The following is a 24,231-nucleotide window of genomic DNA, read 5'->3' on the forward strand; positions in this document are numbered from 1 at the left end:
GGCGCACGTGCCCGGCGACCAGCAGCCTCCGAGACGCCGCCGCCCCCGCGCCTTCGGACTGCGCACCCGGCTCGTCCTCGCCTTCCTGCTCGTCGCCGCCGTCGGCTGCGGCACCACCGCCGCGCTCACCTACCGCGCCGCCCGCAACGCGATCCTGGAGCAGACCCAGGACACCGCCGTCACCGCCTTCCGGCAGCAGGTCGAGACCCTCAACACCACGATGCCGATCCACCCGGAAGGGCTTCGCGACGAGCTCCTGCGCATCGCCCGGCAGGGCAAGCCGCGCCCCTGGCGTGTGTACGCCGAGTACGGCACCCTGCGGGTGTCCTCCACCGACCGGCCCGAGTCGACCGTCCTCACCCCCGAACTGCGCAGCCGCGCCCACGCACTCGGCACCACCCACGGGAGCTTCCAGCGGGTGGTCAGGAACGGCACCCCGTACCTCACCATCGCCGTGCCCGCCGTCTTCAGCGGCCGCGGCGGCGGCTACCCCGCGGGCCGCCCGACCGGCCTCGTCGTCTACGCGGTGATGGACCTGGGCGAGGAGGAGGCCAACATCGAGGCCATGGTCGTCGCCGCCCGCGACGGCGCCCTGCCCGCACTGCTCGTCGCCCTGATCCCCGCCCTCGTCGCCGCGCGGAGCGTGCTGCGGCCGGTACGGGAGCTGCGGCTCGCCGCCCACAGCATGGGCCGGGGCCGGCTCGACACCCGTATCCACGCCAAGGGCAGCGACGAACTCTCCGACCTCGCCCGCACCTTCAACGAGTCCGCCGCCGAGCTGGAACGTTCCGTCGCGGAACTGCGGCGGGCCGAGGCACGCGCCCGGCGCTTCGCCTCCGACGTCTCGCACGAACTGCGCACCCCGCTCGCCGGCATGCTCGCCGTCACCGAGGTGCTCGACGAGGATGCCGGCGCCCTCGACTCCGACACCGCCCGCGCGGTCCGCCTGATCAGCGCCGAGACCGGCAAACTGGCCGTCCTCGTCGAGGACCTGATGGAGATCTCCCGCTTCGACGCGCGCGCCGCCGAACTCCACACCGACGAGGTCGACGCCGCCGAGACCGTCCGCAAGACCCTGATCCGGCGCCACTGGACCGACCCCGCCGAGGTCGTCACCGACCTCACCGACGGCATCCGCGCCCGGCTCGACCCACGTCGCTTCGACGTGGTCGTCGCCAACCTCGTCGGCAACGCCCTGCGGCACGGCGGCCCGCCGGTCACCGTCCGGGTGTACGAGGACGGGGCGCGCGCGGAACTCGTCACGGAGGTCGCCGACCGGGGGCCCGGCATTCCCGACGACGTCCTGCCCCACGTCTTCGACCGCTTCTACAAGGGCGACCCGGCGCGCACCCGCTCCGCGGGCAGCGGACTCGGACTGGCCATCACCCTGGAGAACGTGCGGCTGCACGGTGGTACCGTCGTCGCCGCCAACCGCCCCGACGGCGGTGCCGTCTTCACCGTCAGGATCCCGCTGTGACCCGGACCCGCGCACCGTGGCGGCGCCTGGCCGCCCTGCTGAGCCTGCTGCCGCTCGCCGCCTGCGGCATACAGAAGAGCGACGTCGTGGAGGCCGGCGGCGCGGCCACGGTCGCCGTGCACCCGACCAACGGCGTGAAGATGGTGCTGTTCCTCGTCGGTCCCGACGGGCGGCTGATGCCGACCGTCCGGGACTTCGGTCTCTCCTACGGTCCCGACGGGGAGACCGGTCTCGTCGACCGCGAGGGAAACCTCCAGAGGCTGCCGACCGAGCGGGCGGAGATCGGCGGCTACCGCATCGCCACCGACAAGGTGCTCAGTACCCTCCTGGAAGGCCCGGACCAGCGGGAACGCGCCGCCGGACTCACCACCCGGCTCGCCCTGCACGGGGCCTTCTCCCCGCACACCGAGGCCCGGCCCGGCCCCGACGGCGACACCGTGCTGCGCCTGCGGCTCACGGCCCGCGTGCAGGACATCGACCCCGTGGCCGTCCAGCAGCTGGTGTGCACGGCCGCCTACGCCGAGGAGCTCGGCCAGGCCGCGCAGGTCGTCGTCTCCGGGATCGACGCGGCCCTGCCCGCCGTCCGCTGCGAGGCGGACTGACGGGCCCGCGGGGCCGGCCCGGACGCCGTCCTAGCCGCGCAGCTCCGCCAGGACCCCGTCCGTGAACGGCGGCCACGCCTCGATCGCCCACGGCCCGAAGGGCCGGTCGGTCAGCGCCACGCACGCCGCGCTCGCGTCGGGGTCGATCCACAGGAACGTTCCGGCCTGGCCGAAGTGCCCGAAGGTGCGCGCAGAGGACGTGGCGCCGGTCCAGTGCGGCGCCTTGCCGTCGCGGATCTCGAAGCCGAGGCCCCAGTCGTTGGGCCGCTGGTGCCCGTAGCCGGGCAGGATGCCCGTGACCCCCGGGTACGCGACGGTCATCGCGTCCAGGACGGTCCGCGCGTCGAGCAGCCGCGGCGCCTGCACCTCGGCGGCGAAGCGCACCAGGTCGTCGACGGTCGACACGCCGTCCCTCGCGGGCGAGCCGTCGAGCGTCGTGCTCGCCATGCCGAGCGGCTCCAGGACGGCCTGGTGCAGGTACTCGGCGAAGGGGATGTCGGTGGCCTTGGCGACATGGTCGCCGAGCACCTCGAAGCCGGTGTTGGAGTAGATCCGGCGGGTGCCGGGCGCGGCCATGACCCGGTTCTCGTCGAAGGCGAGCCCGGACGTGTGGGCCAGCAGGTGGCGGACGGTCGAGCCCTCGGGGCCGGCCGGCTCGTCCAGGTCGATCGCCCCCTCCTCGTACGCCACGAGGACCGCGTACGCCGCGAGCGGCTTGGTGACGGAGGCCAGCGCGAAGCGCTGCCCCGTGGGGCCGTGGGACCCGGCCAGGGTGCCGTCCGCGCGGACGACGGCGACCGCCGCGGTGGGGACGGGCCAGTTCTCGATCGACGCCAGGCTCTGCATGAAGCCGAGCCTACTTGCTTCGAGTGCACTCCAAGTCTTTAGCGTGGTGGGCATGAGCGTGATCGAGAGCACGACCGGGCCCGCCGTCAAGGACCGCTACACCATCAGCGAGGTGGCCGCCCTGACCGGACTCAGCGCGCACACCCTGCGCTGGTACGAGCGGATCGGCCTCATGCCGCACGTGGACCGTTCGCACACCGGCCAGCGCCGCTTCACCGAGCGCGACCTGGGCTGGCTGGCGTTCGTCGGCAAGCTGCGGCTCACCGGCATGGCGGTGGCCGACATGGTGCGCTACGCGGAGCTGGTGCGGGAGGGCGAGCACACCCACGACGCGCGCCGGGCGATCCTGGAGGACACCCGGACCGACGTCGTCGCCCGGATCGCCGAGCTGCAGGACGCCCTCTCCGTGCTCGACCGCAAGATCGACCACTACGCCACCGTCTGCGGAGGTACGACTTCATGAGCGACACCGACGCCAGGATCGAGACCGTACGCCTCGGCGGCCCCGAAGGCCCCGAGACCGGCGTCCAGGGCTTCGGCGCCATGGGCATCAGCGAGTTCTACGGCGACACCGACGAGGCCGCCGCCCGCGAGACCCTCGACGCGGCCCTGGAGGCCGGCGTCACCCTGATCGACACGGCCGACTCCTACGCCTTCGGCGCCAACGAGGAGTTCCTCGCCCCCTTCGTCGCCGCGCACCGGGACGACATCGTCCTCGCCACCAAGTTCGGCATCGAGCGGCGCGCCGACGACCCCCGCTTCCGGGGCGTCAACAACGACCCCGCCTACATCCGGGCCTCCGTCGAGGCGAGCCTGCGCCGCCTCGGCGTGGAGACGATCGATCTCTACTACATGCACCGCACCGACCCGGCCGTGCCGTTCGCGGAGTCGGTCGGCACGATGGCCGAGCTCGTGAAGGAGGGCAAGATCCGGCAGATCGGGCTGAGCGAGGTCACCGGCCCCGAACTGCGCGAGGCGCACGCGGTGCACCCGGTCGCCGCCCTGCAGTCGGAGTGGTCGCTCTTCTCCCGCGACGTCGAGCACAGCGCGGTCGGCGCGGCGGCCGAGCTCGGCGTGACCTTCGTGCCGTACTCGCCGCTCGGCCGGGGCTTCCTCACCGGATCCTTCGCGGACGCCGCCAAGGAGTTCGGGAGCGACGACTTCCGGCGCCGCCAGCCCCGCTTCACCGGCGAGAACGCCGAGCGGAACGGCGCCCTGCTCGCCCCGCTCCACGCGATCGCGGCCGATCGCGGAGCGACCTCGGCGCAGATCGCGCTGGCGTGGGTCCACCAGCGCGCCGCCGTGCACGGCCTGACGGTCGTCCCCATCCCCGGCACCCGCAAGCGCTCCCGCCTCCTGGAGAACGCTGCGGCCACCCGGATCACCCTCACCGAGGCGGAACTCGCCACCCTGGAGCCGATCGCCGACCAGGTGGCCGGAGACCGCTACCCGGACATGACCTTCACCTCAGCCGCCCGCGAGGCGTAGCCCACCCCCGCACGCCAACAGCCGCCCTCCGCCCCCCACACACCGCCCTACCCTGCTCCGCGCGCTTCCCCGTTCCGCGCGCTCCCCCTGTTCCGCGCCGGCTCCCCCCACGCGGTGGGCCGCCCGCCGCGTCGCGTGGGCGCCTGCCTCACGGGGGTGGTGGGGCTCCGGCCTTTCCGCGCCCCGCGCCCCGCGGTGGGGGCCGCCTCATCGTGTGGGCGCCTCCCTCACGCGGTGGGGCTCCGGGCCTTCCCGCGCACCGTCGTGGGGGCCGCCTCTTCCTGGTGGCGCTCGCCTCACGCGGTGGGGCTCCGGGCCTCGCCGCGGCGGCTCCCGCCCTCCTCCGTGCGGGCGCTCACCCCTCCGTGGGGCTTCCCGCCCCTCCGCGGTCGCTCCCGCCCTCCTCCGTGTGGGCTCCCGCCTCACGGGTCTGGGCTTCCGGCCCCGCTGTGTGGCTTCCGCGCTGCACCGTTCGGGCGCCCGCCTCAGCCCGTGTGGGCTCCCGCCTCAAGCGGTCTCGGCTCCCGGCCCACGCGGTGCGGGCGCCTTGCTCCGCCCCGGCTCCCGCCCTCTCCGCGCGGCCCCCGCGCCACGCGTGCGGCGCCCCGCCGCTCCGTGGGGGCTCCCGCGCTCCTCCGTGTGGGCAATCGTCCCGCAGGGCGGGACGGGTGGGCACACGGGACGTCGCCCCTTGCCGGGCCGAGGCTCCCCGCGCCCTGACCCCCGCCGCACCACGGGCGCCGCGCCAGAGGAACCGTGCGCCCCGGGACCGCCGCCGCCGTCACCGGCACCTCACGCCAGACCCAGCGCGAAGACCGCGAAGCCCGCCGCCAGGGCGCCCGCCACGGCCCGCCGCGCCGTGCCGGTCCGCGTCCACGGGGACTCGAAGCCCCGCGCGTACCGCCCGATCAGGACGAGCAGTCCGGCGAAGAGCGGCATCCAGGCCAGCCGCGCCAGGATCCAGCCGACCGAGTCCGGCGCGCCGACCAGGCCCGGGATCTCGCCCAGGTACGAGCCGGGGATCGCGGCGGCCAGCATGGCCGTCTGGTGCCAGCACAGGATGGTCATCGCGGACAGGTTGATCACGACCACCGGCGCCCACAACGCGGGCCGCTTCAGCAGCCGGCCGAGCCGGTCCCGCAACAGGATCGCCGCGCCGCCCTGCGCGGCGGCGAGGGCCAGGACCAGCAGCGACGGCGGGTGCGAGTTGGTGCGGGCCTCGCCGGGCACGCCGACCATCGACATCGGATAGCCGCACCACACCAGCAGCGCGGCGAAGAGCGCGGCGCCGCCGAGCAGCAGCCCCCAGGCGTGCCGACGGCTCACCCGTCCCTCGCCCCAGGAGACGCCCAGCTGATAGGCGAAGAGCCAGCCGGGCAGGATGTTGAGGACGCCCAGCCAGGACGGCATCGCGTCGGCGTACGGCCCGTAGCGCAGGAGGTCGACGACGGCGACCGAGCCGAGCAGCGGGGCCGCCGCCCACACGCCGAGCCGGCGTGCGGCCCGGACGCAGAACGGGGTGAGCGCGGTGACGACGGTGTAGACGCCGACGAACCACAGCGGCTGGATCACCAGCGTCGACGCGGTCCGCAGGCTGTCGCCCGGCACGCCGAAGCCGTGGTGGAGCAGCGGCAGCAGCGCCGCCCACACGGCGGTCACCCCGAGCACCGGCCGGCCGAGGCGGGCCAGCCGGCTCTTGAGCCACTCACCCGTGGAGCCCTCGTGGCGGCGGAAGGAGAGGACGGAGGCGTAGCCGCCGACCAGGAAGAAGATCCCCAGCATCTGGAGGATCCAGCTGACGGGCGCGAAGCCGCCGAAGGCGGACAGCGGACTGGCGTTGTGGATCGCGCCGTCGGCGGAGCGCGTGAACCCGCCGAGCAGCCAGTGCCCGGTGGGCACGGCCAGCAGGGCGAGGGCGCGCAGCCCGTCGATCGCGCGGTCGCGATGCGCGGGGGTACGGGCCTCGATCTTCCGGACGAGCGTCCCCGCCGTCGACGGCGCCTTCATCGGACCTCCCCCTCGGCGATCGCGGCGAACGCGCGGAGCGACTCGGTGCCCGGCGTGAAGTAGCCGTCGTGGCCCTGCGCGTCGGCGGCGGGCACGCGCCGGGCGCCGAACTCCGGCGCGGCGGGGTCGGTGCCGTGGCCGAGGCCCGCGAACTCGACGTAAGGGACCCGGTCGATCCAGTCGGTCGGGTCCTTCGCCGCCCATACCCGGGCCGTGGTGTTCAGCGCGGCCACGTCGTCGGCGCGCATCCCGGGGGAGGCGATCGCGACCAGGTCCTTCGCCTTGAGCTCGTGCGCGGCGAGCCCGCAGACCACCGAGCCGTAGCTGTGGCAGAACAGCGACGGCTCGGCGGTGCCGACGGCCCGCAAACCCTCCGTGAAGCGGGTGAGCCGCTCGGCCCCGGCCTCGGCGAGGTCGCCGGTGGCGGCGTCGAGGCCGACGCCGACGGGGGTGGTGTACCCGGCCCAGGCCACGACGGCCGTCCGGTCGCCGGTGGCGGCGCGCAGGGCGGCGGCCTTGCGGGCCAGCGGAGCGAAGTTCCGCGCGTCGACGTCGGACCCCGGCACGATCACCGCCACGTGCGAGGCGTTCGCGAGGTCCCCGTAGACGAGCACGGCCTGACCGCGCCCCCGCGGGTCGTACGCGAGGACCTGCTGTCCGGCGAACCCGGCCCCCGCGGTACGGGCGTTGGCGGCGTAGCGCAGGGCGAGCGGGGCGCCGTCGAGATTGCCGACGACGCTCGGATGCTCGCGCAGCAGCCGCGCCCGGTTGCCCTCGCCCAACTCGGCGAAGTACGTCGCGACCTGAGCGGGCGTCATGCGCTCCGGGTCGGGCAGGCCGTCGGCCCGCCAGGCCGCCGTGCCCACCGGCGCTCCGGTCACGGCCTGCTGGGTGGTCCCGGACGCCCAACCGGCGGTCCCCGCCACCACGGTGGCGGTGAGCGCGGCGGCCACCAGGGTCCTCGTGAACCGGCGCATGCGGTCCTCCGTTCCTGTCTCTCTCGGGCGATCTCGTCGCTGGCGAGAGGAAGGTAGGAACGGGGTGGGTGACGGCACGTCACACCGGGGCGCCAACCGTGAAGTGATACCGGGGTAGGGGGCGGACGAGCTGCCACCCCGAGCCCGGGGGTGGGGTTTTCCCCCCGCTCCCGGGCTGCCGCGGGGCTCGCGGGACGCCCGGCGGGCGACCGCCGCCCGGTGTGCGCCGCCGGGATGCGGCCCGGCATGCGCTGCCTGGGATGCCACCCGGGGCCGCTGCCGCCCGGTGTGCGCCGTCCGGATGCCGTCTGGTGTGCGTCGCCCGGGATGCCGTCCGGCGTGCGTCGCCCGGGATGGCACCCCGGGTCCCGCCCGGCGTGCGCCGCAGGCGTCCGGCAGGCGGCGGTCGTCCGGCATCCGGCCCGGCGTGCGCCGTCCGGATGCCCGCCCGGTGTGCGCCGCCCGGCGCGCGCCAGCCCGCCCTAGCGTCCGCTGCCCGGCGTGACCAGGCCCGACTCGTACGCGAAGACCACCGCCTGCGCCCGGTCGCGCAGGTCCAGCTTGGCGAGGACCCGGCCGATGTGGGTCTTCACGGTCTGCTCCGCGAGGACCAGGTGGTCGGCGATCTCCTGGTTCGACAGCCCCCGGGCGATCAGCTCCAGCACCTCCGTCTCGCGCGGGGTGAGCCCGTTGAGCCGCAGGGCCGCCCGGTCGGCGCGGGGCGCGGGCCGCGACGCGGCGAAATCGGCGATCAGCCGCTTGGTCACGGAGGGCGCGAGCAGTGCCTCGCCGGCCGCGACCACCCGCACCGCGGCGATCAGGTCGGCCGGCGGCGCGTCCTTCAACAGGAAGCCGGACGCGCCCGCCCGCAGCGCCTCGTACACGTAGTCGTCCACGTCGAAGGTGGTGAGCATCAGCACCTTGGGCCGGTGCACCATGCCCGGCGGCGGGTCGAGGATCTCCCGCGCCGCCGCGAGTCCGTCCATCTCGGGCATGCGCACGTCCATGAGCACCACGTCCGGGTGCGTGCTCCGTGCCACGTCCACTCCCTGCCGCCCGTCCGGCGCCTCGCCCACCACGTCGATGTCGGGCTGCGCGGAGAGCAGGGCGGCGAAGCCGGCCCGCACCATGGCCTGGTCGTCGACGATGATCACGCGGATGGTCACAGGGCGCCCTTCGTCAGGGTTCATCAGGGGGTCGGCAGGGTTCGTCAGGGGTTCGTCAGCGGCAGCCGGGCGGCGACCCGGAAGCCCCCGTCCGGCAGCGGCCCCGTGTCGAGCGAGCCGCCGGTCAACCGTACGCGCTCGCGCATGCCGACGAGCCCGTGCCCGGTGCCCGAGCCGCCCTCCAGCGGCGAAGTCCGCGCCGCGCCCGGCCCGTTGACGACCAGCACGTTCAGCCAGCCCGCCCCGTCGCCCCGTACGGACACCCGGGTGGCGGCGCCGGGCGCGTGCCGTACGACGTTGGCCAGCGCCTCCTGCACGATCCGGTAGGCCGACAGGTCCACCGCCTGCGGCACGTCCCCCAGGTCGGCGGCCATCGACAACTCGGCCGGGACCCCCGCCCGTACCGTCGCCTCGACCAGTTGCTGCACCCGGTCCAGACCCGGCTGCGGCGCCCGCTCGCCCTCCGTGCCGTCGCTGCGCAGCACCGCGAGCAGACGCCGCATCTCGGCGAGCGACTCGCGCGCCCCGGACGCGATCGACGCGAACTCTTCGCGTGCCGCGTCCGGCAGGTCCGGGATGCGGAACGGGGCGGAGTCCGCCTGCACGGTGATCACCGACATGTGGTGGGCGACCACGTCGTGCAGCTCGCGGGCGATCCGGGCCCGCTCCTCCAGGAGGGTCCGGCGGGCCCGTTCGCCCTCGCTGATGGTCGCCTGCTCGACGAGTCTCCGCTCCGCCTCGCCGCGTCCGCGCAGGGTCGCCGTGAGCAGCAGCACGACACCGCTGAGGACGAAGAGCAGGACGACGACCCCGTCCCCCGGCCGGTTCGGTGCGACGGCCTCGAAGACGGCCCCCGCGACGCCCGTCATCAGCCACACCCCGACCAGCGCGCGCCGGGACTCGCGGAGCCCGAGGGCGATCATCAGGAAGAGGTAGCCGACCACGACCATGGGCGTCCACGGCCAGGGGAGCCCGTCGGTGTGGTCGGCGGCGAGCACCACGAAGCCGCCGGCGACGTCCGCCGCGAAGATGATCCACCAGGCCTGGAGGGGGCGGGTGACGGCCAGCAGCAGCGGCGCGGTCTGCGCGGTGGCGAGGGCGCCGGCGAGGGGGCCGTCGACCTGGTACTCGTGCACGAGCACGGTGATGGTGACGGGCAGCAGCGCCGAGACGAGCAGGAGCGCGACCGCGTACGGCAGCCACCGCACCCAGCGCGAGGACGCCCGCCCGAGCAGCGCCTCACCGGGCCCGGTGGGCGTGGCGAGCGCGGTCGCGAAACTCCGCACGGACGCCTGCGCCCGCGCCCCGACCTGTGGCATACGCGGCCGACGCCGCTGTTCTTCCTTCATGGCCCGCCCAGGGTAGGCAGGGCGGGCACGACCGGACGTCATACCGGGGTCTCGGCGGGGGGTCATACCGAGGTACGGGGTTCGGGGTTCGAGCTTCGGGGGTCGGGAGCATGGAGCACGGGGTGCGGAGGTGCGGAGGTGCGGAGCGCGGGCGGGTGCTCGGGTACTGCCGGTGCGGGCAGGCGGAGGCCAGGGATCCGGGCCGCACTGGAGTACGGGCGGCCGGCCGGGCCGGGCCGGACGGGACCGGACCGGGCCGGGTCCCGCCCCCGGCGACGCCACGCCGTCCCCCTCACGGCTCCACGGGTTACAGCTCCGCGAGCAGTTCCGCCTTCTTGCTGGAGAACTCCTCGTCCGTCACGAGCCCGGCGCGGTGCAGCTCGCCGAGGTGGCGGATCCTTTCTGCGACTCCCGCCGGATCCCGCGTCGCCGCCGCGGCGGGAACGGCCGCGGGCACCCGTACGGACGCTCCCCGGACCGCGGCGAGCACCGCCGCGGCGAACGGCAGGGACTCGTGGACCAGCCCGTACCCGAGGCCGAAGACGACGGACGCGGGGTCGTGGTCGGGCTGCTCCGGCCGGGCGTCGTGCCCGTCCCGGGGCACCAGCCGCAGATAGCCGTCCAGGACCTCCGGCGAGCGCCACTCGACGCCGCTGAGCTCGCTCACCCGGAAGGTCCGGTCGCCGGCCTTCCACTTCTCCGAGGACGCCCCGGTCCAGAACCAGCGGAAGGCCACCTCGCCCTTCCCGTCGAAGCTCGCCTTCCCGTCGTACGCCTTGAAGGACTGCGGTCCCTCCGGCGCGGCCACCAGGAAGCGGTCCGCGGGCTCCGAGGCCTCGTACGGCCTGAGGACCGAGCGCAGCTCGTCGCGGTAGTACTCGGCGAGCGTCTCGCGGTCGGCGGGCAGCACGAGCCGGTACGGGTCGGACCCGTCCTTCAGCTGCCCGGCCGCCGCCTCCATCAGGGGATCGGCGCCCGCTCTCGGCTCGGCGTGCAGCACGACGGTGCCCCGCTTGCCCGGGGCGAGCGTCACCGACGCCAGCGCCTCGTGCGGGATGCGTCGTTCGCGCAGCGCCTGGAAAAGCCTCGGTGTGCGGATCCCCCGTTCGAAGCGGATGACGACGGCGTCGCTCTCGAACTCCCAGGTGGCATGAATTCCGGCCAGCACATCACCCATACGCCTCATCGTATGCGGCGTATGCCCCGACGTCGCCCCTCCGCAACCATCGTAAATTCGCCGTGATCTACGCGCGTGGGACAGGTCACGCGCCGGAGATTCCACGGAGGCAAGCGCTGTCCGGGTCCGCACAGGTCAGATCGTCGTACGCGCCGACCCCTATCGCGGCGAAGTTCTCCACGCTCGTGGTGCCCGGCTCGAAATAGCCGGTGTGCCCGATCGCGCCCGCAGCCGAGAGCAGTCGCGCCCCGAACTCCGGGGCGACCGGGTCGGCGCCGTGCCCGACCCCGCCGACCTCCAGGTGGGGCACGCCCGCGATCCAGTCGTCGGCGTCCCGCATGGCCCAGACCCGGGCCGAGGTGCGCAGGTCGGCGGCGCTCTCGGCGCGCATGCCGGGACTGCCGGCCACGACCACGTCGGTGACCCGAGCGGGCAGCCGGGGCGCGGCCACCCCGCAGAGCACGGAGCCGTAGCTGTGGCAGAAGAGGCTCACGCGCGCGTCGCCGGGCAGGGCGGCGGTCAGGTCGACGAGTCGGACGGCGCCGTTCTCGGCCAGCCGTCCGATGGCCGCCTCGATGCCGACGCCGACGGGCGCGGTGTAGTCGGCCCAGGCGATGACGGCGGTACGGGCCCCGGGGTCGGCCCGGTGCTCGGCGGCGTACAGGGACGCGGCCATCCCGGCGGGCGCCGAGAAACGGCGGGCGGTCTTCTGGAAGGTCAGCAGATTGGTGTCGACCCCCGGGACGATCACCGAGACCCGCCGGGCGTGGTCCAGGTCGCCCAGGACCTCCGCCGTCCGGCCGCTGCCGTTGGGGTCGAAGGCCAGGATCTGGCGGTCCGGGCTCATCAGGCTGGTGAAGCGGTGCACCCGGCGCAGCGCCTCGTGGCGGCCGTCCGCGCTGAGCCGCGGATCGTCCACCCGGCCCCGCTCGGCGGCGAGGGCGCGGGACAGCGACGCGCGGTTGGCGCGGTAGCGCAGGGTCACCGGGGCGCCGTTGAGGTTGCCGACGACGAGGGGGTGGGCGTCGGCGAGCCGGGCGCCCTGGACGGGGCCTATGGCGGCGAAGAAGGCGGCGATCGCGCGGGCCGGGGCCTTCGGGTCGGGCAGCGCACGGTGCCCGGCCCTGTCGTGCGCCCAGGCGGTCAGCGCCTGCTCCCGGGTCTGCCCTGGCGTGCGTTGATGCCGGATCGTGGTCCACCCGGTGGTCGCGAGGAGCACCAGCACCACACCGAGCGCGAGAAGGATCCGCCAGACGGAGAGGGTGGGGGAGGAGTCGAAGGAAGGCATCGGGCGCCACCCTAGGGGGCGCCGAGGCGGGCCCGGAGGGCGAGTGACGCGGATCACCCCGGGGGGAGGGGTGCGGTCACGCTGTGTGCGCGCGGTCGCACGCCGAGCTCATGCCGGAGGGCTGGCGGCGGCTCGGTGCACGGCTGACGGTGACTCAGGACGGCTGCGGGGCACGGCCCATGACCGGCTCATGTCCGCCAGTGCGGCTCCAGGGCCGGTGCCAGGTGGTCGAGGTAGTGCTCGGTGAGCGCGCGGATGGCTTCCAGGGTGGGGTCCGCGCTGCGGCCCCACAGCTGCCCCGTCACCCGCATCACCCCGCTGAAGGCGGCGACCGCGATCCGCGGCCGCGGGTCCTCGTCCACGTCGAGCCCCTCGCGTTCGGCGATCAGGCGGGCGATGGACTCCTCCATCTCCGTGGAGCGGCGCAGGTGGACGGCGAGGAGGGCGGGCGTCGACTCGATGACCTGGAAGGTGCGCACGTACAGCTCGACGGGCACGACCTCGGCGATCGCCTCGCCGATGGTGTCCCAGGCGCTGAGCACCGCGTTGCGCATCGCGGTGAGCGGCCCCTCCTCGGGCGGCCGGCCGGCCAGCGCGTGCACGAACCGCTCCTCCACCATCTGCTGGACGGCGAAGGCCACGTCCTCCTTCGTGGCGAAGTAGCGGAAGAACGTGCGCTGGGAGACGTCCACGGCGTCGACGATCTCGTCGACCGTGGTCCTTTCGTACCCCTGGGTGGTGAAGAGCTCCAGGGCGACCCGGATCAGCGCGTCGCGGGTGCGCTGCTTCTTGCGCTCGCGCAGACCGGGAACGGTCACGTATCGATCCCCACTTCCGCGAGTTTCCGCCACTTCATCCGGGCCAGGCTACCTGTGAGCTACGTGACAGTTACCGCCGTGTGAAACGCTTTGTCAATTGTCAGTCACTGTCATTAGCCTGCTGGCATGACTAGTCAGACCACCGTGGAAAAGGCCCCGCAGGGTCAGGGGGGCGACCGGGCGCACGCGACGCCGGCCCCGGCGAAGGGACTGCGCGGTCACCCGTGGTTGACCCTCTTCAGCGTCGCCGTGGGCGTGATGATGGTCGCGCTGGACGGCACGATCGTCGCGATCGCCAACCCCGCCATCAAGGAGGACCTGCAGGCCTCGCTCGCCCAGGTCCAGTGGATCACCAACGGCTATCTCCTCGCCCTGGCCGTCGCGCTGATCACCGCCGGCAAGCTCGGTGACCGCTTCGGCCACCGCCAGACCTTCCTCATCGGCATCGCCGGCTTCGCAGCCGCCTCCGGCGCGATCGGCCTGTCGGGCTCGATCGGCCTCGTCATCGCCTTCCGCGTCCTTCAGGGCCTCTTCGGCGCCCTGCTCATGCCGGCCGCGCTCGGCCTGCTGCGCGCGACCTTCCCGGCCGAGAAGCTCAACATGGCCATCGGCATCTGGGGCATGGTCATCGGCGCCTCGACGGCGGGCGGCCCGATCGTCGGCGGCCTGCTCGTCGAGAAGGTCAGCTGGCAGTCCGTCTTCTTCATCAACGTGCCGGTCGGCGTCCTCGCGCTCGTCCTCGGCCTGGTGATCCTCAAGGACCACCGCGCCGAGAACGCCCCGCGCTCCTTCGACGTCCTCGGCATCCTGCTGCTCTCCGGCGCGATGGCCTCCCTCATCTGGGGCATCATCAAGGCCGGCGAGTCCTGGGGCTGGGGCAGCGGCAAGACCTGGGGCTGCCTGATCGGCGCGGTGCTGCTCTTCGGCGTCTTCGCCGTGTGGGAGACCAAGGTCAAGGAACCGCTCATCCCGCTGCAGATGTTCCGCTCCGTGCCGCTCTCGGCCGGTGTGGTCCTCATGGTCCTCATGGCCTTCGCCTTCATGGGCGGCCTGTTCTTCGTGACCTTCTACCTCCAGGGCGTGAAGGGGCTCAGCCCGGTCGACAGCGGTCTCGCCCTGCTGCCGCTGACCGGCATGATGATCGTCTCCTCGCCGCTGGCCGGTGTGCTGATCACCAAGCTCGGCCCGCGGGTCCCGCTGGTCGGGGGCATGGTCTGCACGGCCGCCGCCATGTTCGGCATGCTCTCGCTGACCCCGGACACGGGCGCGCTCGCGATGTCCCTCTGGTTCGCACTGCTCGGCCTGGGCCTCGCCCCGGTCATGGTCGGTGCCACCGAGGTCATCGTCGGCAACGCGCCGCTCGAGCTCTCGGGTGTCGCCGGCGGTCTGCAGCAGGCCGCGATGCAGGTCGGCGGCGCGCTCGGTACGGCGGTGCTCGGCGCGGTCATGTCGTCGAAGGTCTCCAGCGCCTTCGCCGACAACTGGAAGGACGCCGGCATCCCGGTGCCCGCCGACCCGCGCCTGGAGCAGGCGGCCGAGTTCGGCATGGTGCCGCCGGAGCTGGCCAAGGCGCCGGGCATGACGCCCGACCTGGTCACCACGATCGGCAAGGTCATCCACGACACGTTCATGGAGGGCATGGGTCTCGCCTTCACCGTCGCCGGTGTCGTGGCCGTCGGCGCGGCCCTCGTCGCCATGCTGACCAAGCGCGGCGAGAACGCGGAGGCGGGCGCGGGCGCGGCCCACATCTAGGTCGCCCAGGTCGCCCAGGTCGCCGGTCCGTCAGGGTTCCCGTAGGGGGCCGTCACCCGTTCGCATGAACGGGGGCGGCCCCCCTTCCGTTCGGGGGCGGCCTCCGTCATTCTCTTGATTACAGAGAGTGACGAAACGGGGGTTCATCAGCATGAATACGAAGACCGTTCTGGCCGTCTCGGCCGTCCTGACCGCCCTTCTCGTGGCGCCCGCGAGCGCCGCGTCCTCCGGTACGGCCCTCGGCGCCTGCGCGCCCGGGCAGCTGTGCCTGTGGCCCAAGGCCGACTTCAAGGGCCGGGCGCAGAGTCAGGAGCTGGCCTCGGTGGACATCGAGAGCTGCATCGCCCTGCCGGCCGGGACGAGCGCCCAGTCGCTCGCCAACCGCACGGGGCGGCCGGTGACGACGTACCAGTCCCCGGTGTGCGCGGAGACCGGAGAGTTCGAGACCTACCCGGGAAGAGGGGTGTGGGTACCCCAGACGCCCTACCAGGTCCGGGCCTTCAAGATCTGGGAGAGGTAGCGGACCCAGGAGAGACCGGAGAGACCGGAGAGACCGGAGAGACCGGAGAGACCGGAGAGACCGACGGAGAGACCGGAGAGGCAGGAGAGGCGAGAGGGGCAGGGGAGGCGAGAGGGGCAGGGGAGGTAACAGAGGCGGGCGAGCCAGGAGGGACGGGCGAGACAGGAGAGGCAGGCGCCGGGACCTCGACCCCGTCGGGGGCGCCGGACGGCGGGGCAGAGAGGCGCGCGACCTCGGCCCGCAGTTCCCGCACCTCCGCGGTCAGCGCCTCCAGGAGCGCGGTCTGCCGGCGTTCCACCTCGTCGTCCCGCTCGAAGCGGGAGATGAACCAGGCGGCGATGTTCGCCGTGACCACACCCAGCAGGGCGATCCCGGAGAGCATCAGGCCGACCGCGAGCACCCGGCCCAGGCCCGTCGTCGGGGCGTGGTCGCCGTAGCCGACGGTGGTCATCGTGGTGAAGGACCACCAGACCGCGTCCCCGAGCGTCTTGATGTTCCCGTTCGGGGCGTCCCGCTCCACGTGCAGCACCGCGAGCGAGCCGAACATCATCAGCCCGATCACCGCGCCCGCCACGTACATGGTGAGCGTTATCTGCGGGGCCATCCGGGCCCGCCGGCCCACGAGGAGGAGAGTGGCGACCACCCTGAGCAGCCGCAGCGGCTGCACCATCGGCAGTATCACCGCGAGCAGATCCAGCGGATGCCCGCGCACGAAGGCCCAGCGGGACGGCGCGAGCGCCAGCCGTACGAGGTAGTCCAGGGCGAACGCCGCCCAGACCGCCCACTCCACATGGGTGCACAGCCGGTGCACCCACGGGGCGGCGTCCGGCGCCACGATGGGTACGGCGTAGGCGATCCCGAACGCCACCGCCAGCACCAGCAGCGGCGTCTGGGTGCGTTCTTCCCAGCGATCCTTCATGTCCGGCATCGTAAGGAACGGCGAAGGGCGGCAGGACCATCGGTCCCACCGCCCTCACCAGCGGAGATATCCTGCGCGCCGCTACAGCCGCGCCGCTACGGCCGTGCTGCCGCAACCGCGCCGCGGCGACCGCGCCCGCTGCGGCCGGCCGCGCCGCCGCGACCGGGCCGTCACGGCCGCACCGTCACGCGTCGCCGCCCGCGGCGCCCGGGTCGGCGGCCGAGACGTCGAGGAGCTGGTAGCGGTCCACGGCCTGCTTCAGCGCCGAGCGGTCGACCTTGCCGTCACGGGCCAGCTCGGTGAGGACCGCGAGCACGATCGACTGGGCGTCGATGTGGAAGTAGCGGCGGGCCGCGCCACGGGTGTCCGCGAAGCCGAAGCCGTCCGCGCCCAGCGAGGTGTAGGCGCCCGGCACCCAGCGGGAGATCTGGTCCGGGACCGAACGCATCCAGTCGGAGACCGCCACGAACGGACCCTGGGCGCCCTGGAGCTTGCGGGTCACGTACGGGACGCGCTGCTCCTCGTCCGGGTGGAGCAGGTTGTGCTCCTCGACGGCCACGGCCTCGCGGCGCAGCTCGTTCCAGGACGTGGCGGACCAGACGTCGGCGCGGACGTTCCACTCCTCGGCGAGGATCCGCTGGGCCTCCAGGGCCCACGGCACGCCGACGCCGGAGGCCATGATCTGCGCGGGGATCGCCCCGGACTCGCCGCGCCGGTAGAGGTGGATGCCCTTGAGGATGCCGTCGACGTCCACGTTCTCCGGCTCGGCGGGGTGCTGGATGGGCTCGTTGTAGACCGTCAGGTAGTAGAAGACGTCCTCGGCCTCGGGGCCGTACATGCGCCGCAGGCCGTCCTGGACGATGTGGGCGATCTCGAAGCCGAAGGCCGGGTCGTAGGCGAGACAGGCCGGGTTGGTCGAGGCGAGCAGGTGCGAGTGCCCGTCGGCGTGCTGGAGGCCCTCACCGGTCAGCGTCGTGCGGCCGGCGGTGGCGCCGAGCACGAAGCCGCGGGCGAGCTGGTCGGCCATCTGCCAGAACTGGTCGCCGGTGCGCTGGAAACCGAACATCGAGTAGAAGACGTAGACCGGGATGAGCGGTTCGCCGTGCGTGGCGTACGCCGAGCCGGCGGCGATCAGCGAGGCGGTGCAGCCGGCCTCGGAGATGCCGTCGTGCAGCATCTGGCCGGTCGGGGACTCCTTGTAGGCGAGGAGGAGTTCGCGGTCCACGGCCTCGTACTGCTGGCCGAGCGGGTTGTAGATCTTGGCGCTCGGGAAGAAGGAGTCCATGCCGAAGGTGCGGTACTCGTCGGGCGCGATCAGCACGAAGCGCTTGCCGATCTCCTTGTCCCGCATCAGGTCCTTCAGGAGCCGGACGAAGGCCATGGTGGTGGCGATCGACTGCTGGCCCGAGCCCTTCTTCACCGCGGCGTAGGTCTTGTCGTCGGGCAGGACCAGCGGCTTGGCGCGCACCACTCGGGTCGGCACGTACCCGCCGAGCGCCTTGCGGCGGTCGTGCATGTACTGGATCTCCTCGGAGTTCCGGCCCGGGTGGTAGTAGGGCGGCAGGCCCTCCTCCAGCTGCCTGTCCGTGATCGGGATGTGCAGCCGGTCGCGGAAGCGCTTGAGGTCGTCGACCGTCAGCTTCTTCATCTGGTGCGTGGCGTTGCGGCCCTCGAAATTGGGGCCGAGGGTCCAGCCCTTGACGGTCTTGGCGAGGATCACCGTCGGCTGGCCCCTGTGGGCCTTGGCCGCCGAGAACGCCGCGAAGATCTTCTTGTGGTCGTGACCGCCGCGGCCCAGGTGCAGGATCTGGTCGTCGGTCATGTTCTGGACCATGGCCCGCAGCCGCTGGTCGTCGCCGAAGAAGTGGTCGCGGATGTAGGAGCCGGTCTCGGTCGCGTACGTCTGGAACTGCCCGTCCGGCGTGGTGTTCATCTTGTTGACGAGGATGCCGTCGCGGTCCTGCGCGAGCAGCGGGTCCCAGGAGCGGTCCCAGATCAGCTTGATCACGTTCCAGCCGGCGCCGCGGAAGACGGACTCCAGCTCCTGGATGACCTTGCCGTTGCCGCGCACCGGGCCGTCGAGCCGCTGCAGGTTGCAGTTGACGACGAAGGTCAGGTTGTCGAGGTTCTCGCGGGCCGCGAGGGTGAGCTGGCCGAGCGACTCCGGCTCGTCCATCTCGCCGTCGCCGAGGAAGGCCCACACGTGCGACTTGGAGGTGTCGGCGATGCCGCGCGCCTCCATGTAGCGGTTCATCCGGGCCTGGTAGATCGCGCCGAGCGGACCGAGGCCCATCGACACGGTGGGGAACTCCCAGAAGTCCGGCATGAGCCGCGGATGCGGGTAGGAGGAAAGGCCGTGGGGGTACTTCGACTTCTCCTGGCGGAAGGCGTCGAGCTGCGTCTCGTCCAGCCGGTCCAGGAGGAAGGCCCGGGCGTAGATGCCGGGGGAGGCGTGCCCCTGGAAGAAGATCTGGTCGCCGCCGTCGCCCTCGTCCTTGCCGCGGAAGAAGTGGTTGAAGCCGACGTCGTACAGCGAGGCGGAGGAGGCGAAGGTCGCGATGTGGCCGCCGACGCCGATGCCCGGGCGCTGGGCGCGCGAGACCATCACGGCCGCGTTCCAGCGGGTGGCGTTGAGGACCTTGCGCTCGATCTCCTCGTTGCCGGGGAAGAAGGGCTCGTCCCGGGTGGCGATGGTGTTGACGTAGTCCGTGCTGCGCATCTCGGGCACCGCGACGCGCTTCTCGCGGGCCCGCTCGATCAGCCGCAGCATGAGGTAGCGGGCCCGCTCACGGCCCCGCTCGTCGACCGCGGCGTCGAGGGAGTCGAGCCATTCCCGGGTCTCCTCGGGATCGAAGTCCGGGACCTGGCTGGGAAGGCCGCCAATGATGATCGGGTTGCGATCGGATGCGGAAGCCACGCTGTTCCTTCGCTGGTCGGTGGAGCCCGCGGGGGACCGGAGCCCCGTTGAGGCCGGGATGTCCATCGTGTACCCCGCCGACGTCAAACGTCATCTTTACCGAGGGGTAACCCCCGCGGGGTGCCTTGTTCGGTCAAATCGCAACCTTACGCCCATCCCGCGCATGCGTTTCGGCAGCACGTTCGGCAGACTGAAGCCGCAGAGGCCCACATTGCGGGGCGAAGAGTGCAGGATCTGTCACGGAGCGCGACGGGTGTTCGCCGGAAGTTGCGGCGAGACGGCCCCAAACGTCACCGTTTCGGCGGTCTCATCGGCCGGGTACTTGCGCGATCCGCCCCGGCACGTGTGGACTACGGCCAGCGCCGCGCGTACGCGCGCGGACCAAGCATTTTCCGATACATGATCAGGAGGCAAGCCGTGAGCGCGACCGCGGACCACGCGGAGGAGCGGACCAACCCGGCAGCGAGGCTGGGGTTCGAGCCCGGACAGGTGGTCCAGGAGATCGGCTACGACGACGACGTCGACCACGATCTCCGTGAAGGCATCGAGTCCCTCATCAACCAGGAGCTCGTCGACGAGGACTACGACGACGTCGCCGACGTCGTGCTGCTGTGGTTCCGCGACGAGGACGGTGACCTCACCGACGCCCTGGTGGACGCCATCGGTCTTCTGGAGGACGGCGGCAACATCTGGCTGCTGACGCCGAAGACCGGCCGCGACGGCTACATCGAGCCGAGCGACATCCAAGATGCCGCGCAGACCGCTGGTCTCTCCCAGACCAAGAGCATCAGCGTCGCCAAGGACTGGGTCGGCACTCGCCTGGCCGCCCCGAAGCGCTGATCCCCTAACGCTGCACGGAGCCCCCGCCGGTCGCACCGGCGGGGGCTCTGCGCATCCCGGGCCCGCCCGCGCCCGGCCGCCCCTTAGGGTGGGTTTCACCGATTCGGTCCAACGCTGGGCCGTCGGCGAAGGGATGCGTACGCGATGGCGATCGAGATCGGCGCCGAGGCCCCGGACTTCGAGCTGAAGGACAACCACGGCCGCACCGTGCGGCTCTCCGACTTCTTCGGGGACTCCGCGGCGAGCAGGAACGTCGTGCTCTTCTTCTACCCCTTCGCCTTCACCGGGGTGTGCACCGGTGAACTGCGCGCGCTGCGCGACGACCTCGACACCTTCGTCAACGACGACACCCAGCTGCTCGCCGTCTCCAACGACTCCGTCCCCACCCTGCGCGTCTTCGCCGAGCAGGAGGGCCTGGAGTTCCCGCTGCTGTCCGACTTCTGGCCGCACGGCGCGGTCTCCCGCGCCTACGGCGTCCTCGACGAGGACAAGGGCTGCGCCGTGCGCGGCACCTTCGTCATCGACAAGACGGGCGTCGTCCGCTGGTCGGTCGTCAACGCCCTCCCGGACGCCCGCGACGTCGAGGAGTACGCGAAGGCCCTGGCGGCGCTCTGAGAACCTCACGGCCGCTTCCCGCGTCCTCCAGGGCGATCGCCCGCCAACACTCGGGCGAAACGTCTGTTTCGACTGGGAACCCGTCACTAGGATCCAGACGTTGATCCGATGCCAACGCACGACTGGGGGCGCTGCCCCTGGAAACCAATGGAGGGACTCGTGGGAGTCAGCCTCAGCAAGGGCGGCAACGTCTCGCTGACCAAGGAGGCCCCTGGCCTGACCGCCGTCACCGTCGGTCTGGGATGGGACGTCCGCACCACCACCGGTACGGACTTCGACCTCGACGCCAGTGCCATCCTGGTGAACGAGGCGGGCAAGGTCCGCAACGACGGGGACTTCGTCTTCTTCAACAACCTGAAGAGCGCCGACGGCTCCGTCGAGCACACCGGTGACAACCTGACGGGTGAGGGCGAGGGCGACGACGAGCAGGTCAAGGTCAACCTGGCCGCCGTCCCCGCCGACGTCGCCAAGATCGTCTTCCCGGTCTCGATCTACGACGCCGAGAACCGGCAGCAGTCCTTCGGCCAGGTCCGCAACGCGTTCATCCGCGTCGTGAACCAGGCCGGCGGCGCCGAGATCGCGCGGTACGACCTCTCCGAGGACGCCTCGACCGAGACCGCCATGGTCTTCGGCGAGCTGTACCGCAACGGCGCGGAGTGGAAGTTCCGGGCCGTCGGCCAGGGCTACGCCTCGGGTCTGCGCGGCATCGCGCAGGACTTCGGCGTCAACGTCTGAGCCGACGCACCGCATCCCGTCCGGCGCCGCACCTCCGTGCGGCGCCGGACGTGCCTCATCGCGCGATCGCCTCGGTGCGCCGTGGCCGCGTCGCGCATTCGCAGAACCCTCGGGGAGGAACCACCGTCATGGGCGTCACGCTCGCCAAGGGAGGCAATGTCTCCCTCTCCAAGGCCGCACCCAACCTCACCCAGGTGCTCGTGGGGCTCGGCTGGGACGCGCGCTCCACCACCGGAGCCCCCTTCGACCTCGACGCCAGCGCCCTGCTGTGCCAGTCGGGCCGGGTGCTCGGCGACGAGTACTTCGTCTTCTACAACAACCTGAAGAGCCCCGAGGGCTCCGTCGAACACACCGGTGACAACCTCACCGGTGAGGGTGACGGTGACGACGAGTCGCTCATCGTGGACCTCATCAAGGTGCCGGTCCAGTGCGACAAGATCATCTTCCCCGTCTCGATCCACGAGGCCGACAACCGCGGCCAGACCTTCGGCCAGGTCAGCAATGCCTTCATTCGCGTGGTGAACCAGGCGGACGGCCAGGAGCTCGCTCGTTACGACCTCTCCGAGGACGCCTCCAGCGAGACCGCGATGATCTTCGGTGAGCTCTACCGCTACAACGGCGAATGGAAGTTCCGGGCGGTCGGACAGGGGTACGCGTCCGGCCTTCGGGGCATCGCTCTAGACTTCGGGGTCAACGTTTCGTAAAGCCGCGTAAATATCACGATGGGGTAGACAGTGGTTCTGAAAACCTTCGGCTGGTCGTTCGCGATCACCGCCCTCGGCCTGGTCGCCGCGGTGCTCTACGGGGGGTGGGAGGCTTTCGGGGTCGTCGCGATCCTCTGCATCCTCGAGATCTCGCTCTCGTTCGACAACGCGGTGGTCAACGCCGGAATCCTGAAGAAGATGAATGCCTTCTGGCAGAAGATCTTCCTCACGATCGGTGTGCTCATCGCCGTCTTCGGTATGCGGCTCGTCTTCCCCGTCGTGATCGTCGCGATCAGTGCCAAGATCGGCCCGATCGACGCCGTCGACCTGGCGTTCAACAACCCCGACAAGTACCAGGAACTGGTCACCGACGCGCACCCGTCGATCGCCGCCTTCGGTGGCATGTTCCTGCTGATGATCTTCCTCGACTTCATCTTCGAGGACCGTGACATCCAGTGGCTGCGCTGGATCGAGCGCCCCCTGGCCAAGCTCGGCAAGGTCGACATGCTGTCGGTCTGCATCGCGCTGATCTTCCTGCTGATCGCCTCGATGACCTTCGCGACGCAGGCCCACCAGCACGGCGGCGCCCACGTCGACAAGGCGCAGACGGTGCTGATCTCCGGCATCGCCGGCCTCATCACGTACCTCGTCGTCGGCGGCCTCTCCGGTTACTTCGAGAACAAGCTGGAGGAGGAAGAGGAGCGCGAGCACGAGGCCGAGGAAGAGGCCGCGCGCTCCGGCAAGAAGGTTTCGGCAGTCCAGCTCGCCGGCAAGGCCGCCTTCTTCATGTTCCTCTACCTGGAGGTCCTCGACGCCTCCTTCTCCTTCGACGGAGTCATCGGCGCCTTCGCCATCACCAACGACATCGTCCTCATGGCCCTCGGCCTCGGCGTCGGTGCCATGTACGTGCGTTCGCTGACCGTCTACCTGGTCCGCCAGGGCACGCTCGACGACTACGTCTACCTGGAGCACGGCGCCCATTACGCCATCGGCGCCCTGGCCGTGGTCCTCATGATCACCATCCAGTACGAGATCCCCGAGATCGTCACCGGCGGCATCGGCGTCGCGCTCATCGCCTGGTCCTTCTGGTCCTCCGTCCGCCGCAACCGCAGGCTCGCGGCGGCCGAGGGAAAAGCTGACGCCTCGGACAAGACCGAGGTGACGTCCGGGGTGTGACAGCACCGACAATGAGGAACGCTTCACTGCGGGGCGGCCGGAGCACCCGGCCGCCCCGCGGCGCGTGACGGGGGTGAAGCGCGCGCGACCGTGACGGTGGGGACAAGTGGGGGGTGCGGAGCCATGGGCTTCCTGGAAAATCTCTTTCCGGGCAGGGGAGAGCCGTTCGACTCGGGAAGTGCCGCGTCGAACTCGATCGACCTGACGAAGCGCCGCCCCAGCGTCTCCCTGTCCAAACAGGGCGCCGCCACCGGAAACCTCCGGGTCAACCTCTCCTGGCGGATGCGGACCTCCGACATCGAGGGCCCCCGCCGGTCCACCAGCCTGCTGCGCCACCCCCTCAAGCTCTTCAAGCCCGAGGAGGTCCAGGCCCACACCCAGGGCGTGGTGAACGTCGACCTCGACCTCGGCTGCCTCTACGAGCTGGCCGACGGCAGCAAGGGCGTGGTGCAGCCGCTCGGCGGCTTCCTCGGCGAGCTGAACGAGGCCCCGTACGTACGCCTCAGTGGCGACGACCGGTTCGGCGCGCCCTCCGGCGAGACGATCTTCGTCAACCTGGACCACCGGGACGAGATCAAGCGGCTGCTCTTCTTCGTCTACATCTACGACCAGACCCCGGCCTTCGACCGCACCCACGCCAAGGTCACGCTCTACCCGAGCAACGGCCCGCGGATCGAGATCGAGCTGGACGAGCGTGCCCCGCAGGCCCGCTCCTGCGCGGTGTTCACCGTCGAGAACGTGAAGAACGAGCTCGTCGTCCGCCGCGAGGTGCGGTTCGTGTACGGCTTCCAGGCCGAGCTGGACCGGCTGTACGGCTGGGGGCTGCAGTGGGGCCGCGGCTACAAGTCCAAGACCTGA

General features: G+C 72.0%; 22 protein-coding genes. 12 read left to right on the plus strand and 10 right to left on the minus strand.

Annotated features, from left to right (window positions below):
* Positions 1–7: 7 nt before the first annotated feature.
* Both AB0M16_RS13195 and AB0M16_RS13200 read left to right on the plus strand, forming a co-directional pair.
* Positions 8–1,477, plus strand: a complete 1,470-nt coding sequence (locus tag AB0M16_RS13195) for a HAMP domain-containing sensor histidine kinase (RefSeq protein WP_365342038.1) — start codon at positions 8–10, stop codon at positions 1,475–1,477.
* Positions 1,474–2,079 (plus strand): hypothetical protein, encoded by a 606-nt coding sequence (locus AB0M16_RS13200; protein ID WP_365342040.1) that lies wholly within the window; start codon positions 1,474–1,476, stop codon positions 2,077–2,079. The genes AB0M16_RS13195 and AB0M16_RS13200 overlap by 4 nt, the downstream gene beginning before the upstream one ends.
* 30 nt (positions 2,080–2,109) lie before the next feature.
* On the opposite strand, the gene AB0M16_RS13205 is transcribed toward AB0M16_RS13200, so the two are convergent.
* Positions 2,110–2,925 (minus strand): serine hydrolase domain-containing protein, encoded by an 816-nt coding sequence (locus tag AB0M16_RS13205; protein ID WP_365342042.1) that lies wholly within the window; start codon positions 2,923–2,925, stop codon positions 2,110–2,112.
* A 52-nt stretch (positions 2,926–2,977) separates the two neighbouring features.
* On the opposite strand from AB0M16_RS13205, the gene AB0M16_RS13210 reads away from it, so the two are divergent.
* Positions 2,978–3,388, plus strand: a complete 411-nt coding sequence (locus AB0M16_RS13210) for a MerR family transcriptional regulator (RefSeq protein ID WP_365342044.1) — start codon at positions 2,978–2,980, stop codon at positions 3,386–3,388.
* The gene (locus tag AB0M16_RS13215; RefSeq protein WP_365342046.1) at positions 3,385–4,413 is read left to right on the plus strand and encodes an aldo/keto reductase; all 1,029 of its coding nucleotides are present in this window, start codon (positions 3,385–3,387) and stop codon (positions 4,411–4,413) included. The genes AB0M16_RS13210 and AB0M16_RS13215 overlap by 4 nt, the downstream gene beginning before the upstream one ends.
* A 792-nt stretch (positions 4,414–5,205) precedes the next feature.
* Here AB0M16_RS13215 and AB0M16_RS13220 read toward each other — a convergent pair.
* The 7 genes from AB0M16_RS13220 to AB0M16_RS13250 all read right to left on the minus strand — a co-directional run bounded on the left by AB0M16_RS13220 (position 5,206) and on the right by AB0M16_RS13250 (position 13,195).
* Positions 5,206–6,420, minus strand: a complete 1,215-nt coding sequence (locus tag AB0M16_RS13220) for an acyltransferase (protein WP_365342048.1) — start codon at positions 6,418–6,420, stop codon at positions 5,206–5,208.
* On the minus strand, positions 6,417–7,397 hold the full coding sequence (locus AB0M16_RS13225; protein WP_365342050.1) for an alpha/beta hydrolase: 981 nt from the start codon (positions 7,395–7,397) through the stop codon (positions 6,417–6,419). Before AB0M16_RS13225 ends, AB0M16_RS13220 begins: the two co-directional genes overlap by 4 nt.
* 482 nt (positions 7,398–7,879) lie before the next feature.
* Positions 7,880–8,563 carry a response regulator transcription factor gene (locus AB0M16_RS13230; RefSeq protein ID WP_365342052.1) on the minus strand — a complete coding sequence of 228 codons (684 nt, stop codon included), beginning with the start codon at positions 8,561–8,563 and terminating at the stop codon, positions 7,880–7,882.
* A 44-nt stretch (positions 8,564–8,607) separates the two neighbouring features.
* Positions 8,608–9,912 (minus strand): sensor histidine kinase, encoded by a 1,305-nt coding sequence (locus AB0M16_RS13235; RefSeq protein ID WP_365342054.1) that lies wholly within the window; start codon positions 9,910–9,912, stop codon positions 8,608–8,610.
* A gap of 307 nt (positions 9,913–10,219) precedes the next feature.
* Positions 10,220–11,089 (minus strand): DUF4429 domain-containing protein, encoded by an 870-nt coding sequence (locus tag AB0M16_RS13240; protein WP_365342056.1) that lies wholly within the window; start codon positions 11,087–11,089, stop codon positions 10,220–10,222.
* 85 nt (positions 11,090–11,174) lie between these two features.
* Positions 11,175–12,377: an alpha/beta hydrolase gene (locus tag AB0M16_RS13245; protein ID WP_365342058.1), complete on the minus strand. Its 1,203-nt coding sequence runs from the start codon at positions 12,375–12,377 to the stop codon at positions 11,175–11,177.
* A 188-nt stretch (positions 12,378–12,565) separates the two neighbouring features.
* A complete protein-coding gene (locus AB0M16_RS13250; protein ID WP_365342060.1) occupies positions 12,566–13,195 on the minus strand; it encodes a TetR family transcriptional regulator in 630 nt (209 codons plus the stop codon).
* 126 nt (positions 13,196–13,321) lie between these two features.
* On the opposite strand from AB0M16_RS13250, the gene AB0M16_RS13255 reads away from it, so the two are divergent.
* Together AB0M16_RS13255 and AB0M16_RS13260 are read left to right on the plus strand one after the other, a co-directional pair.
* Positions 13,322–14,947, plus strand: a complete 1,626-nt coding sequence (locus AB0M16_RS13255; protein WP_365342062.1) for an MFS transporter — start codon at positions 13,322–13,324, stop codon at positions 14,945–14,947.
* Positions 14,948–15,098: 151 nt separating this feature from the next.
* Complete coding sequence (locus tag AB0M16_RS13260; protein WP_365342064.1) at positions 15,099–15,467, plus strand: peptidase inhibitor family I36 protein; 369 nt, start codon at positions 15,099–15,101, stop codon at positions 15,465–15,467.
* Here the strand turns inward: AB0M16_RS13260 and AB0M16_RS13265 are convergent.
* Together AB0M16_RS13265 and aceE are read right to left on the minus strand one after the other, a co-directional pair.
* Positions 15,448–16,395 (minus strand): potassium channel family protein, encoded by a 948-nt coding sequence (locus tag AB0M16_RS13265; RefSeq protein WP_365342066.1) that lies wholly within the window; start codon positions 16,393–16,395, stop codon positions 15,448–15,450. The two genes, AB0M16_RS13260 and AB0M16_RS13265, sit on opposite strands and share 20 nt — an antisense overlap.
* 175 nt (positions 16,396–16,570) lie before the next feature.
* A complete protein-coding gene (gene aceE, locus AB0M16_RS13270; RefSeq protein ID WP_365342068.1) occupies positions 16,571–19,303 on the minus strand; it encodes a pyruvate dehydrogenase (acetyl-transferring), homodimeric type in 2,733 nt (910 codons plus the stop codon).
* Between the two features lie 417 nt (positions 19,304–19,720).
* Between aceE and AB0M16_RS13275 the strand changes: the two genes are divergently transcribed.
* The 6 genes from AB0M16_RS13275 to AB0M16_RS13300 all read left to right on the plus strand — a co-directional run bounded on the left by AB0M16_RS13275 (position 19,721) and on the right by AB0M16_RS13300 (position 24,231).
* Positions 19,721–20,143 carry a DUF3052 domain-containing protein gene (locus AB0M16_RS13275; RefSeq protein ID WP_365342070.1) on the plus strand — a complete coding sequence of 141 codons (423 nt, stop codon included), beginning with the start codon at positions 19,721–19,723 and terminating at the stop codon, positions 20,141–20,143.
* Between the two features lie 144 nt (positions 20,144–20,287).
* The gene (locus AB0M16_RS13280) at positions 20,288–20,758 is read left to right on the plus strand and encodes a peroxiredoxin (RefSeq protein WP_365342072.1); all 471 of its coding nucleotides are present in this window, start codon (positions 20,288–20,290) and stop codon (positions 20,756–20,758) included.
* A 159-nt stretch (positions 20,759–20,917) separates the two neighbouring features.
* The gene (locus AB0M16_RS13285) at positions 20,918–21,493 is read left to right on the plus strand and encodes a TerD family protein (protein ID WP_365342074.1); all 576 of its coding nucleotides are present in this window, start codon (positions 20,918–20,920) and stop codon (positions 21,491–21,493) included.
* A 128-nt stretch (positions 21,494–21,621) separates the two neighbouring features.
* Positions 21,622–22,197 carry a TerD family protein gene (locus tag AB0M16_RS13290; protein WP_365342076.1) on the plus strand — a complete coding sequence of 192 codons (576 nt, stop codon included), beginning with the start codon at positions 21,622–21,624 and terminating at the stop codon, positions 22,195–22,197.
* Positions 22,198–22,227: 30 nt separating this feature from the next.
* A complete protein-coding gene (locus tag AB0M16_RS13295; RefSeq protein WP_365342078.1) occupies positions 22,228–23,373 on the plus strand; it encodes a DUF475 domain-containing protein in 1,146 nt (381 codons plus the stop codon).
* Positions 23,374–23,496: 123 nt separating this feature from the next.
* Positions 23,497–24,231, plus strand: a complete 735-nt coding sequence (locus AB0M16_RS13300; RefSeq protein WP_365342080.1) for a Tellurium resistance — start codon at positions 23,497–23,499, stop codon at positions 24,229–24,231.

Origin of the sequence: Streptomyces sp. NPDC051921 (genome assembly GCF_040680975.1) — a bacterium.
GTDB lineage: Bacteria > Actinomycetota > Actinomycetes > Streptomycetales > Streptomycetaceae > Streptomyces.